The organism is Actinoplanes hulinensis, from assembly GCF_019429605.1.
GTDB classification, from domain to species: Bacteria; Actinomycetota; Actinomycetes; order Mycobacteriales; family Micromonosporaceae; genus Actinoplanes; species Actinoplanes campanulatus.
Genome location: NZ_JAHXZI010000006.1, coordinates 236,487 through 248,745, shown reverse-complemented (window position 1 = coordinate 248,745; position 12,259 = coordinate 236,487). Strand labels below are relative to the sequence as shown.

The following is a 12,259-nucleotide window of genomic DNA, read 5'->3' as shown; positions in this document are numbered from 1 at the left end:
GTCGCGAAGTGGCGCCGGGCCCGTTCCCGGCCTACGGCATGTCTCCGGGCTCGTCCCGTACGTCGGGATCGGGATTCCCGGCTGACCGAAAACGATGGTGCGGAATGTTCCGCACCGCGACGACCGGCTCCCCGTTCGCGTCCCGGCACACGAACCGCGGCCCGTCCGCACCGTCCTCGTAGTCGTGGATCCAGCAGCGGCCCGGTGGCTTGCGGGCCAGCGCGTCACCCCGGGGCGACCTGCTCGTGTACGCCTTGAGGTTGACCGGCCCACCATCCGCCCGGCCCTGATTCAGCGAAAACGCGTTGTCCACGGCATCCTCCGCCCACCCCGGCCGAAATGCTTCGCGGATTCCACCGTGACCCATCCCGAACCCACCGGGCAATCGGATCCCCGACCGAAATGGAGCCAACCCGATATCTGGCACAGTTCGTCCCCTCGGTCCGGTTTCCCGTCATCCCATCACGCCGCGAAAGCAGCCGCGATCAGGCGAAGGAAGGGCGCGCCGGGACCTCGATGAGGACGCGGGAGCCTACGCTGGCGGGATGGCGGAGCCGAAGACGACCCGGAACGACGGTGACGTGGCGGCCTTCCTGGCCGCCGTGGCCGATCCGGTGAGGCGGGCGGACGCCGAGGCGGCGTGCGCGCTGATGGCCGCGGCCACCGGCGAGGAGCCGGTGATGTGGGGCTCGGCGATCATCGGGTTCGGGCAGTACCACTACCGCTACCGCACCGGCCGGGAGGGCGACTGGCCCGCGATCGGGTTGTCGCCGCGCAAGCAGGCGCTCACCCTCTATGTCTCGGCCGGTTTCGAGGCGTACGAGGATCTGCTGTCCCGCCTCGGCCCGCACACCACCGGTAGGTCGTGCCTCTACCTGAAGCGACTCGCCGACGTCGACCAATCCGTGCTGAAAGAGCTGGTCATCGAGGGTTTCCGGCATCTGAACGGGCGGACGGTCGCCGCCGAGCAGCCCTAGCGGCGAATCGGACGTCATAATCATCCGGTGGACAACTGGGAATACGCGCGCCTGGAGTACCGCGCGGCCGGCACCCTCGGCGAGGACCGGTACATGGACTGGACCGCCACCTTCCACCACCCGGGCGGGGTGCTGCGCTGGGGCACCGACGAGCGGTTCGACGACCTGCGGCATCTGAACCGGGCGGGCGCGGCCGGGTGGCAGGCGTACAACCGGGCGGCGATCCATGTGATGGGCGAGCCGCACCGGCTGAGCAGCGTCACCTACTCGATGCGCCGGCCGATCCCGCCGAACCTGGTGGATCCGGGTGCCTAGGGAGACCGGCGTCAAGCTGATCGCGTCGAACAAGAAGGCACGGCACGACTACGCGATCCTCAGGACGTACGAGGCGGGTCTGGTCCTGTCCGGGACCGAGGTGAAGTCGCTGCGGCTGGGCCGGGCGTCGCTGGTCGACACGTTCGCCCAGGAGCACGAGGGCGAGATCATGCTGTACGGCCTGCACATCGCCGAGTACGGGTTCGGCTCGTGGACCAACCACGCCCCACGGCGTACCCGGAAACTGCTCCTGCACAAGGTCGAGATCGTGAAGATCCTCAACCAGCTGCGCGACGGCTCCGGGCTGACCCTGGTGCCGCTGTCGCTCTATTTCAAGGACGGCTGGGCGAAGATCGAGCTGGGCCTGGCCCGCGGCCTGAAGAGCTACGACAAGCGGCAGGTCATGGCCGAGCGGGACGCCAAGAAGGAGATCGCCAAGGAGATGGGCCGGCGGTTGAAGGGCCGCCGGTAGGGTCGACTGGTGGAATTCGGTCTGGACACCTTCGGCGACGTCAACGGCAAGCCGTACGCGCAGGTCATCCGGGACGTGGTCGAGCAGGGTGTGCTCGCCGACCGGCTCGGCCTGGACTTCTTCGGGGTGGGCGAGCATCACCGCGACGACTACGCGATCTCGGCTCCGGAGATCGTCCTCGCGGCGATCGCCGCGAGGACCGAGCGGGTCCGGCTGGGCACGGCGGTCACGGTGCTGAGCTCCGATGATCCGGTACGGGTGTTCGAGCGCTTCGCCACGCTGGACGCCGTGGCGAACGGGCGGGCCGAGATCATCCTGGGCCGTGGCTCGTTCACCGAGTCGTTTCCGCTGTTCGGCTACGACCTGGCCGACTACGAGCGGTTGTTCGCCGAGAAACTGGACCTGATGGCCGAGCTGCTCACCGAGGGCCCGGTCACCTGGGAGGGCTCGATCCGACCCGCCCTGCGCGCCCAGCAGGTCTACCCGAAGACCGAGTCGGGCCGGATCCGCACCTGGATCGGCGTGGGCGGCAGCCCCGAGTCGGTGGTCCGCGCCGCCCGGTACGGCATGCCGCTGGTGCTCGCGATCATCGGCGGCGCCCCGGCCCGCTTCGCGCCGTACGTCGACCTCTACCACCGCGCCCTCAAGGAGCTGGAGCAGGAGCCCCAGCCGATCGCCGTGCACTGTCCCGGTTTCGTGGCCGCCACCGACGCCGAGGCCGTCGACATCCTGTGGCCGCACGCCCGCCGCAACCTGGACCGCATCGGCCGCGAACGGGGCTGGCCCCCGGCCACCCGGGACCGCTTCGAGGCCGACGTCACCGAGGGCGCCTGGCACGTCGGCTCCCCGGAGACGGTCGCCCGCAAGATCGCCGCCACGATCCGTGACCTGGGCATCGACCGCTTCGACCTGAAGTACTCACACGGCCCGCTCCCCCACGAGCACCTGATGACATGCGTCGAGCTCTACGCCACCGAGGTCGTCCCCCGAGTCCGCGATCTACTCGCCTAGCCGCTCACGGCGGCGCAGCAGGGACGCCACCTCGATCTCGAAGGGGAACGGTTCATCGGAGGTGAGTGTCTGGCCGGGGCGGGAAATCTCGGCCGGCGCGTAGCGATCGTCGACCAGCCGGTGAAGGTGCGGTTCGACCGAGTCGTCCGATCAGCTCGATGCGATTCGAGGTCTCGCCGAGCGCGAGGTATTCGTCCTCGCTCCACGGCTCCGGGTGCTCCAGCATTGCCAAGCTCATCGCGCTCCGCCCGGCGGGGCCTCGCGGGCTTGACCCGGCAATGGGTCGCGGAGGTGGCGGGACGCCGTTGGTGTGGTCGGGGGCGGCGCGCGCCGTACGAAATCGTGGGGAAAGGCCGGGTCGCGGTGAGGGTGACCGCGCCCGTGGGGTGTCTGTCATAAGGTCGTGATGTGACGGAGCGGCTGGACTGGATCGACCCGACTGTGCGGGAGTGGGACTGCACGGTGTTGTGGTCCGATCCGGAGGCGGGGATCGTGCTGGACCGGTCGGCGTTCTACCCGGGTGGGGGTGGGCAGCCGCCGGATCACGGGGTACTGCTCTGGGAGGGTGTGCAGACCCGGATCGTCGACACGCGCAAGGGCGACGAGCAGTATCTGGTCCCGGCGCCCGGTGATCCGGTGCCGAAGGCGGGGACGACGGTGCGCGGGGCGATCGACGACGCGCGGCGCGGCAGCCTGATGCGGACGCATTCGGGGCTGCACATCCTGTGCGGGACCGTGTTCCGGGATTTCGGGGCGCTGGTGACCGGCGGGAACATGCAGCCGGGTGAGGCGCGGATGGACTTCAACCTGCCCGAGGTGCCGGCAGGGTTCAAGCAGGCGCTGGAGGACGCGGTCAACGCGGAGATCGTGGCGGACCGGAAGATCGTGGCGCGGGTGCTGCCGCGGGCGGAGGCGCTGGAGATCCCGACGCTGGTGCGCACCCAGGACGCGCTGCCGCCGCTGGATCATCCGGAGATCCGGGTGATCGACATCGTGGGGCTGGACGTGCAGGCCGACGGCGGGACGCATGTGGCGTCGACCGCGCAGGTGGGCCGGGTCGAGGTGGTGAAGGTGGAGAGCAAGGGCCGGCAGAACCGCCGCGTCCGGATCAGGATCGCGGACTAGGTTCTACCGGCCCCTGCCGATGATCACTTGATGACGTTGGCCCGCTTGCACGCTTCCTTGTACTTGGCGTTGCACAGCGTGTCCACATCGACGAAGCCGGCGTCGACGACGTCCTTCACGTTCTTGATCGTGATGGCCTTCGGCAGCAGCCTCAGGAACGGGATGTAGAGGCCGGACTCCGGGTCCTTGAGCTTGTCCTTGAGGCCCGGCTTGACGCCGTTGAACAGGTTGATCGCCAGCCCGGCGGCGGCCTCCGCCTCCTGCTTCACGTCCTTGTAGACGGTCATGCACTGGTCGCCGGCGAGGATGTTCTGCAGGCCCTGGGTGGTGGCGTCCTGGCCGGTGACCGGAACCTTGCCGTTGAGCTTCTTCGCCCGGAGGACCTCGATGGCCGAGTTGCCGAGACCGTCGTTGGCGGCGAGCACCCCGCCGATGTTCGGGTACTGCTTGAGCATCAGGGCGAACATCTCGCGGCCCTCGTCGTTGTCCCAGTCCGGCACCCACTGGTCCGGGCCCTTGATCAGCTGGGCCGAGTCGTACTTGGCGCTGAGGACGGTGTCGTAGCCGTTCTTGAAGAGGGTGGCGTTGTTGTCGGTGGGCGAGCCGTTGAGCTCGGCGACCACCGCGTTGGACACCTTCTTCTGGTTCAGGCAGTTGAGCAGTTCCTTGGCCTGGAGCTGGCCGACGGCCTCGTTGTCGAAGCTCACGTAGTAGTCGGCGGCGCCGTTCAGGGTGAGCCGGTCGTAGTCGATCACCGGGACGCCGCGGGAGTGGGCGTTGTCGATGACGGCCTTGCCGCTGACCGAGTCGAGGTTCACGATCACCAGGACCTTGAAGCCCTTGTCGAGCATGGTCTCGGCGAGGCGCTTGAACTGCTCCTTGTCGCCCTCGGCGTTGACGATCGAGTACTTGACACCGGCCTTCTTGAAGGCCGCCTCGAGGTAGCGGTTGTCGTCCGACTTCCACCGCTGGGAGCTCTTGGTGTCGGGCAGGATCACGCCGATGCCGCCCTCGCCGGTCACCTCCTCGCTGCCACCGTTCGTGGTCGCCGGGGCGTTGCCACCCGCCGCGTCAGTGTCACCCCCGTCATCACAAGCCGTGAGCGTGGCCGTGGTCAGCAGGCCGGCGGCGACCAGAGCGAGCAAAGACTTGCGCATGGCTATAGGTGTCCTCTCAGGGTGTCCCGAGCTGCGGTGAGCACTGAACGGTCCGCCAAGTATCGGTCAGAACGCACCGTGATGATCGTCGGGTGGGGGGCCGGGAAACAAGATTATTCATTTCTGTACGCCGACTGCCAACAATCACTGCGTGTGATGGCGTCATATCTCCTCAGTACCGGCCGTTAGGTCCCTCGGGAAATAGCCGTTCGGCCCCACCGGACACCCGTGCGAGGCCCGGTGGGACGGTCCGATCGGCTTCGTCGGGGACGGTCAGCCCTTCCGGCGGCGGGTTCGCAACAGGCAAAGCCCGGACAGTACGCCCGTGAGCAGTGCCAGGACCCCGAACTCACGCCACTGGAGAGCCCAGAACCGACTGGCCGGCACGTGTGTCACCTCCTGCCGCAGGCCCTGTTCGCCCAGCCAGGCGAGGCAGGCGCCGTGGGCCGCCGTGAGACCGCAGCGGGTGGGATCCATCGGCCCGGTGAACTCCTCGCCGCCCGCGGTGAGCACCCGGTTGCCGAGCACCCAGGACCCGGCGACGCCGGGATCCACCAGCGCCTCCACACTGCCGTCCCGCTCGTCGACCGACAGCGACAGCCCGCTCTCGGCGGTCAGGTCCAGGGCGGAGACGGTGGTGACCGGGTCGGCCAGCAGCGGGCGCACGGTGAACGGGAAGGCCAGTTGCACGGCCGCCACCACGAGCAGCGTCACCGCCATCGCCGGCAGACTCCGGCGCAGCAGCAGGCCCAGGAGCACCCCCGCGACCAGGGCCAGTGCGGCGTAACCGACCGGGACCGCACCGCGGGCCGCGAAGATCACCGGCTCGACCCGGTTGGCGTACGCCCGGTCGATCTGCCCGGCCCAGACGGTCATCGCCGTGCTGGTCGCCGCGGCCAGCAGGACCACCCCGCCGCCCACGCCGGCCAGTTTGACGGCGAGCCACCGCCGGGCCGGGACGCTCTGGCTCCACACCATGCGGAACGTGCCCGACTCCAGCTCGCGGGCCACCAGCGGCGCGCCCCAGAACGCGCCGGCCAGGGCGGGCAGCAGGAGCAGCAGCGCGGTGCCGGCGTAGTAGACGAGGATCGCGGTCCGCGGCGCCACCAGGGCGGAGAACTCGCCGGCGGCCGCCTCGCAGTCGCCGTGGCAGGCCGCGAAGCCGCTGACCCGGGCGGCGTCGGTGAGCGACGGCCAGGTGAACGCGACGGCGGACAGCACCGCGAGCAGGATCAGGGCGGCGGCCAGCGCCTGCACGCGGGCCTGCCGCCAGGTCAGCCAGATCATCGCGGTGCCTCCATCAGGTACGCCAGGACGATGTCCTCCAGGTCGAGCCGGTCGATCTGCCACTCCGGGTCGTCGATCGGCGCGGTGCTGCGCACGATCAGCGTCGACTGCACGTCGGTGTGCCGTTCCCCGATCACGACCCGGCCGCCGGAGACCGCGGCCGGATCCTGTCGCCGGCCGGTCAGCCGGTGGTGGGTGGCGAGCAGGTCGTCGACGTCGGCGGCCACCCCGACGGCCGAGTCGCGCAGCACGATCAGGTGGTCGCAGGTGCGCTCCAGGTCGGCGATCAGGTGCGACGACATGATCACGCTGACCTCGGACTCGGCGGTCAGCTCCATCAGCGCCTGGAGGAAGCCGCGCCGGGCGAGCGGGTCGAGCGCGGCCACCGGCTCGTCCAGGATCAGCAGCTCCGGCCGTTTCGCGGCGGCCACCGTGAGGGCGAGCTGGGCGCGCTGGCCGCCGGAGAGGCTGCCCGCCCTCTGCGCCGGGTCCAGGCCGAGGGCGGCGATCCCGCGGTCGGCGTAACCGGCGTCCCAGGACGGGTTGAGGTGGGCGCCGAGGCGAAGGTGCTCGGCGACGGTGAAACCCGGGTAGACCGGGGTGTCCTGGGCCACGAACGCGACCCGCGGGGAGCCGCTGAGCGGCCGCTCCCCCAGCACCCGGATGTCGCCGTCGCTCGGGGTGAGCAGGCCGCAGGCGAGCTGGAGCAGGGTGGACTTGCCGGCGCCGTTCGGCCCGACCAGCCCGACGACCCGGCCGGCCGGCACCGTGAGGGTGCAGCCGGACAGGGCTGTGCGCCGCCCGTACCGTTTGGTGAGGTTTCGGGTCTCCAGCGCGGCGGTCACGGTCGCGCCTCCTGGAAGGCGCGGAACGCGCTCACGAAGAGCGCTTCGATGCTCTCGTCGTCGAGGCCGGCGGCGCGCGCCCCGGCCAGCCATCGCTCCAGGTCGCGGAGCAGCGGCCGGTGGCTCTCGGCATCCGCGGCGAGGGTCCGCGTGACGAACGTGCCGAGCCCGGGCCGCGCCTGGACCAGCCCCTCGTACTCCAGCTCCCGGTACGCCTTGGACACCGTGTTCGGGTTGATGGCGACCCGGGCCACCACCTCCTTGACGGTGGGCAGCCTGTCGCCCTCGCGCAGGACGCCCAGCCGCAGCGCGTGCCGCACCTGCTGGATGAGCTGCATGTACGGCGACACACCGGACCGGGCGTCCAGATGGAACTCGATCATCCGTAACCTCTATTCCACTAGGTGCCTAGCAGAATAGCTGAAGACGGGTCACCAGTTGACGGCGATGTACTTCGATTCCAGGTACTCGAGCAGACCCTCGTGACCGCCCTCCCGGCCGATGCCGCTCTGCTTCACCCCGCCGAACGGCGCGGCCGGGTCGCTGACCAGGCCCCGGTTGATGCCGACCATGCCGGCCTCGATCGCCTCGCTCACCCGCAGGCCGCGCGCCAGGTCCCTGGTGTAGACGTACGCGACCAGGCCGTACTCGGTGTCGTTGGCCAGCCGGACCGCCTCGTCCTCGCCGGTGAACGTGACGATCGGCGCGACCGGCCCGAAGATCTCCTCCCGCAGGATCGGCGCGTCCGCGGCCACGCCGGTCAGCACCGTCGGCGGATAGTAGAAGCCCGGACCGGCCGGCCGGCTGCCCCCGGTGACCGCCGACGCGCCGCCGTCCAGGGCGCCCCGGACCAGACCGTCCACCTTGGCCACGGTGTCCTCGTTGACCAGCGGACCGACCTGCGTCCTCTCGTCCGTGCCCGGGCCCACCACCAGCTCCGACATGCGCTGCGCCAGCCTCCGGGCGAACTCGCCGGCCACACCGGACTCGACGAAGAACCGGTTCGCCGCGGTGCACGCCTCCCCGCCGTTGCGCATCTTCGCGATCATCGCGCCCTCGATCGCGGCGTCCAGGTCGGCGTCGGCGAACACCACGAACGGGGCGTTGCCGCCCAGCTCCATCGACGTGTTCACGACGTTCTCCGCGGCCTGGGCCAGCAGGATCCGGCCGACCTCGGTGGAACCGGTGAACGACAGCTTGCGCACCCGGGAGTCGCGCAGCATGGCCGACACCACCCGGCCCGAACTCCGGGACGGCAGCACGTTCACCACACCGTCCGGCACGCCCGCCTCGGCCAGGATCGCAGCCATGGCCAGGGCGGTGAGCGGCGTGTCGCTGGCCGGCTTGAGGATCACCGTGCAGCCGGCGGCCAGCGCCGGGCCGATCTTGCGGGTGGCCATCGCGGCCGGGAAGTTCCACGGCGTCACCAGCACACACACGCCGACCGGCTGGCGTACCACCAGGATCCGGTTGGCGCCGGACGGCGCCGTCGCGATCGCGCCGTCGCCCCGCACCGCCTCCTCGGCGAACCAGCGGAAGAACTCGGCGGCGTACGTCACCTCGCCCTTCGCGTCGGTGAGCGCCTTGCCGTTCTCCAGACTGATCAGCTTCGCCAGGTCCGCGGCGCGTTCGGTCATCAACGCGAACGCCCTGCGCAGCACCTCCGACCGGGCCCGCGGCGAGGTCCCGGCCCAGCCCGGGCCTGCCGCGGCGGCCGCCTCCACCGCGGCGATCGCATCCGCCTCCCCACCGTCGGCGACCGACGCGACGGTGTCGCCGGTCGCCGGGTCGAGCACGTCGAACCGGCTGCCCGAGGACGCGGGCACCCACTTCCCGGCGATGAACAGATCGGTCTCCACGGGGACTCCTCACACTCACGGTGGCTACGCCCTCAGCATGGTCCGCCGGTAGGTGTCGCGCCACGCAAAGCTGGGCACACTGGAGGCATGCCCTCCATCACGCAGCGCATCCAAGCCTTTCTGAACAGCCCGCGCGGCCGGCAGATCGTCGACAAGGGCCGCCGTGAACTCGCCAAGCCGGAGAACCAGACCCGCATCCGCAACCTGCTGACCCGCCTACAGGGCCGGAGCCACCGTCGCTGACCGCGATGTGGCTCACCACCGACCGGTAGGGTCACGATCATGGCGGCTCTCATCGACGTACCCGCGTTCCGTGACTCGATCCCCTCCGGCATCATCGCGGTCGCCGACCGCCTGACCGCCACCGGCGCCGTCGGTGACCTGACCTCCGTCGGCGGCGGCGCGCAGGCCGAGGTGACCGACGACGGCGCGGTGTACCTGGCCTGGGTGGGTGTCGTCGACCGGGCGTTCACCGGCGAGTGCGACTGCGACGGCCCGGCCGACGACGACGGTTTCTGCGCCCACGCCGTCGCCGTGGCGCTGACCTCCTTCGACGCCGACGTGCGGTTCGCCGCCGAGGCCGACCCGTACGCCGAGGAGCCGGACCACGTCGTCCTCCAGCGGGCCGTCCGGACGCTCGACCCCGCCCGGCTGGCCGCGCTGGTGGTCGATCACGCGACACGGGACCGGCTGTTCGCGGCCCGGCTGCTGAGCGCGGCGGGCCTGCTCGAGCACCGTTCGGCGGTCGAGGCGTACGAGGCCGTCCTCCAGGAGGTCGAGGCCGTGACCACCGGCTCCCGGTGGGAGATCGCCGACGTGGAGGACGCGGGCCGCCGCCTCATCGCCGAGACCGAGATCCTGTGCGCCGGGCCGGCCGGCACGGAGGCGCTGGAGCTGGTCGAGGAGGCGATCGAGATCTGGGACGGGCTCGCCGGGCATCTGGTCGACGCCTACGACGTACGCCGTCTCGACCCGGAGGACGTCACCGACGCGCTGGCGGAGGCGCGCCGCGACCTGCTGGACCGCTGAGGTCCGTACGGCTGAACGGGTGATCTTCACGGGCCGTGGGAGTGAGGCCGGGCCGTCCGGGTCTGCGGCAGTCTGGTGCTGGTGGAGAACGAGCAGCGTGACGGGCTGGCCCGCCGGCGGGTGCTGAGCCTGCTGACCTTGACCGTACCGGCCGTGGCCCTGTCCGGCGCCGTCGCGGGCGACGCCGAGGCGGCCGCTGCCCGGGGCGGCGCGGTCCCCTTCCGGAAGGGGAAGGCGCTGCTCGGCTCATATCTGTCGTTGCGCGGGCGGACGTTCACCGAGAGCCTGGCGCTGCGCCGCAGGCAGCTCGGCCGGGAGCAGCGGATCGTGCACCGCTACTACCCGTGGTCCGGCTACGCGCCGCTCGCCGAGCCGGAGGTGCCCGCGAGCGCGGTCCTGATGGTGTCCTGGGACGGCACCACCCACAAGCGGATCACCAGCGGCAGATCCGACAAGAACATCGCCCTGATGGCGAACCGGCTGGCCGGCATGAAACGGCCGATCATGCTGCGCTGGGCGTGGGAGATGAACGGCAACTGGTTCGCCTGGGACGGCGCCCACAACGGGAAGAAGCCCTCCGGCTACATCAAGTCGTGGCGGCGCATCCACCGGATCTTCCGGGACGAGGGTGCCACCAACGTGGCCTGGGTGTGGGCGCCGAACTGGAACTCCGGGCCGGACGTCTCGTGGAACCGGTTCGAGAACTACTACCCGGGCGACGACTACGTCGACTGGGTGGGCGTCTCCGGCTACAACTTCTCCAAGGAGTCGCCGCGGACACTGTTCAGCCCGATCGTGTCGGCCTACGGCAAGCGCAAGCCGATCGTCGTGGCCGAGACCGCGGCGATCGGCCACGGCAAGGGCACCAAGGCCCCGTGGATCCGCAAGCTCTCCGCCTATGTGAAGGAGACCCCGTCGGTCGGCGCGGTCGTCTGGTTCGACACCGACCGGCAGAAGGGGACGTCCCGCGACTTCCGGCCGGACAGCGACGCCGAGGCGCTGGCCGCCTACCGCAGGATGGCGCGCTCCGCCCGCTTCTCCGGCTGACCCCGGGTCAGGCGGGGGCGCGCAGCCGCGCGATCACGGCGGGCAGGGTGGGCGGTTCGAGGCGGCCGGGCAGCGTGTGCAGGTCGGCGGGGTGGACCCACCGATGTCCCTGGAGTTCGCTCTGCTCGTACGAAAGCAGGTTCTCTCTGGTCACGGACGGCCGTGTGGTGCCGAAGAAGGCCGGGAAGAACTGCTCGGGGCCCACGAAGTGGGTCCCCTTCCACCAGGTGTCGCGCGGCACGTCGATGCACCGCTCCTGGACCGCGGACGGGTCGAGCCCGGTCTCCTCGGCCAGTTCGCGCCGGGCGGCCCGCAGCGGCGTCTCGCCCGGGTCGATGCCGCCGCCGGGCGGTTCCCAGAGCCGGTCGCCGGTGACCGGATCCTCCCAGTGCAGGAGCAGGACGCGCCCGTCGGCGTCGAAACAGATCACTCTTGCGGCCGGACGGTGAACGCTCGCCATGACCGCAGCCTAAGCTGCGACGAGTGGCCAAGTACTTCGACGTGCACCCGGACAATCCGCAGCAGCGCAGCGTCCATCAGATCGCCGACCTGATCCGCGGCGACGCTCTGATCGCCTATCCGACGGACTCGTGCTTCGCGCTGGGCTGCCGGTTGGGCAGCAAGGAGGCGCTGGACCGGATCCGGGCGATCCGTCATCTCGACGATCGGCACCACTTCACCCTGATGTGTCATGACTTCGCCCAGCTGGGTCATTTCGTGACGATCAACAACGCGCTGTTCCGGGCGGTGAAGGCGTCGACCCCGGGGCCGTTCACCTTCATCCTCCCGGCCACCAAGGAGGTTCCCCGGCGTCTGCTGCACCCCAGGAAGAAGACCGTGGGGGTACGGATCACCGGTCACGTGACAGCGCAGGCGATCCTGGCCGAACTGGGCGAGCCGCTGGTCTCCAGCACGCTGCTGCTGCCCGGCGAGACCGAGCCGATGACGCACGGCTGGCAGATCAAGGAGGAACTGGACCACGCCCTGGACGCGGTGGTCGACTCCGGCGACTGCGGCACCGAGCCGACCACGGTGATCGACCTGTCCGGCGGCGCCCCGGAGATCCTGCGGGTGGGCGCCGGGGATCCGTACCGGTTCACGAGCGAAGTCTGATCCGCAACCCGGCCGCGGCCGG

General features: G+C 70.5%; 16 protein-coding genes. 9 read left to right on the top strand and 7 right to left on the bottom strand.

What is annotated here, in order from left to right:
• Positions 1-31 precede the first annotated feature (31 nt).
• The gene (locus KZ829_RS13550; protein ID WP_220144225.1) at positions 32-313 is read right to left on the bottom strand and encodes a hypothetical protein; all 282 of its coding nucleotides are present in this window, start codon (positions 311-313) and stop codon (positions 32-34) included.
• 232 nt (positions 314-545) lie between these two features.
• Here KZ829_RS13550 and KZ829_RS13545 point away from each other — a divergent pair, with 232 nt between their 5' ends.
• From KZ829_RS13545 to KZ829_RS13525, 5 genes are all read left to right on the top strand, one after another.
• Entirely contained in the window at positions 546-977 is a 432-nt protein-coding gene (locus KZ829_RS13545) for a DUF1801 domain-containing protein (protein WP_220144224.1), read from the top strand.
• 27 nt (positions 978-1,004) lie between these two features.
• Positions 1,005-1,292 carry a hypothetical protein gene (locus tag KZ829_RS13540; protein WP_183222226.1) on the top strand — a complete coding sequence of 96 codons (288 nt, stop codon included), beginning with the start codon at positions 1,005-1,007 and terminating at the stop codon, positions 1,290-1,292.
• On the top strand, positions 1,285-1,764 hold the full coding sequence (smpB, locus tag KZ829_RS13535) for an SsrA-binding protein SmpB (RefSeq protein ID WP_220144223.1): 480 nt from the start codon (positions 1,285-1,287) through the stop codon (positions 1,762-1,764). Before KZ829_RS13540 ends, smpB begins: the two co-directional genes overlap by 8 nt.
• 6 nt (positions 1,765-1,770) lie before the next feature.
• Positions 1,771-2,775, top strand: a complete 1,005-nt coding sequence (locus tag KZ829_RS13530; protein ID WP_220144352.1) for an LLM class flavin-dependent oxidoreductase — start codon at positions 1,771-1,773, stop codon at positions 2,773-2,775.
• 408 nt (positions 2,776-3,183) lie between these two features.
• Entirely contained in the window at positions 3,184-3,900 is a 717-nt protein-coding gene (locus KZ829_RS13525) for an alanyl-tRNA editing protein (protein ID WP_220144222.1), read from the top strand.
• Positions 3,901-3,923: 23 nt separating this feature from the next.
• On the opposite strand, the gene KZ829_RS13520 is transcribed toward KZ829_RS13525, so the two are convergent.
• From KZ829_RS13520 to KZ829_RS13500, 5 genes are all read right to left on the bottom strand, one after another.
• Entirely contained in the window at positions 3,924-5,057 is a 1,134-nt protein-coding gene (locus tag KZ829_RS13520; protein ID WP_220144221.1) for a sugar ABC transporter substrate-binding protein, read from the bottom strand.
• 273 nt (positions 5,058-5,330) lie between these two features.
• On the bottom strand, positions 5,331-6,344 hold the full coding sequence (locus KZ829_RS13515) for an ABC-2 membrane transporter-related protein (protein ID WP_220144220.1): 1,014 nt from the start codon (positions 6,342-6,344) through the stop codon (positions 5,331-5,333).
• The gene (locus KZ829_RS13510; protein WP_220144219.1) at positions 6,341-7,189 is read right to left on the bottom strand and encodes an ABC transporter ATP-binding protein; all 849 of its coding nucleotides are present in this window, start codon (positions 7,187-7,189) and stop codon (positions 6,341-6,343) included. Before KZ829_RS13510 ends, KZ829_RS13515 begins: the two co-directional genes overlap by 4 nt.
• Positions 7,186-7,572 (bottom strand): GntR family transcriptional regulator, encoded by a 387-nt coding sequence (locus tag KZ829_RS13505; protein WP_220144218.1) that lies wholly within the window; start codon positions 7,570-7,572, stop codon positions 7,186-7,188. The genes KZ829_RS13510 and KZ829_RS13505 overlap by 4 nt, the downstream gene beginning before the upstream one ends.
• Positions 7,573-7,620: 48 nt before the next feature.
• Positions 7,621-9,048, bottom strand: a complete 1,428-nt coding sequence (locus tag KZ829_RS13500) for an NAD-dependent succinate-semialdehyde dehydrogenase (protein WP_220144217.1) — start codon at positions 9,046-9,048, stop codon at positions 7,621-7,623.
• Between the two features lie 87 nt (positions 9,049-9,135).
• Between KZ829_RS13500 and KZ829_RS13495 the strand changes: the two genes are divergently transcribed.
• From KZ829_RS13495 to KZ829_RS42885, 3 genes are all read left to right on the top strand, one after another.
• The gene (locus KZ829_RS13495) at positions 9,136-9,291 is read left to right on the top strand and encodes a hypothetical protein (protein ID WP_220144216.1); all 156 of its coding nucleotides are present in this window, start codon (positions 9,136-9,138) and stop codon (positions 9,289-9,291) included.
• A 39-nt stretch (positions 9,292-9,330) separates the two neighbouring features.
• Positions 9,331-10,077, top strand: a complete 747-nt coding sequence (locus KZ829_RS13490; protein WP_220144215.1) for a hypothetical protein — start codon at positions 9,331-9,333, stop codon at positions 10,075-10,077.
• Positions 10,078-10,158: 81 nt separating this feature from the next.
• Positions 10,159-11,124: a glycoside hydrolase family 26 protein gene (locus KZ829_RS42885; protein ID WP_220144214.1), complete on the top strand. Its 966-nt coding sequence runs from the start codon at positions 10,159-10,161 to the stop codon at positions 11,122-11,124.
• A 7-nt stretch (positions 11,125-11,131) separates the two neighbouring features.
• Here the strand turns inward: KZ829_RS42885 and KZ829_RS13480 are convergent, their stop codons facing one another.
• Positions 11,132-11,584 carry an NUDIX domain-containing protein gene (locus KZ829_RS13480; protein WP_220144213.1) on the bottom strand — a complete coding sequence of 151 codons (453 nt, stop codon included), beginning with the start codon at positions 11,582-11,584 and terminating at the stop codon, positions 11,132-11,134.
• 23 nt (positions 11,585-11,607) lie between these two features.
• Here KZ829_RS13480 and KZ829_RS13475 point away from each other — a divergent pair, with 23 nt between their 5' ends.
• Positions 11,608-12,237, top strand: a complete 630-nt coding sequence (locus KZ829_RS13475; protein WP_220144212.1) for an L-threonylcarbamoyladenylate synthase — start codon at positions 11,608-11,610, stop codon at positions 12,235-12,237.
• The last annotated feature ends 22 nt before the right edge of the window (positions 12,238-12,259 follow it).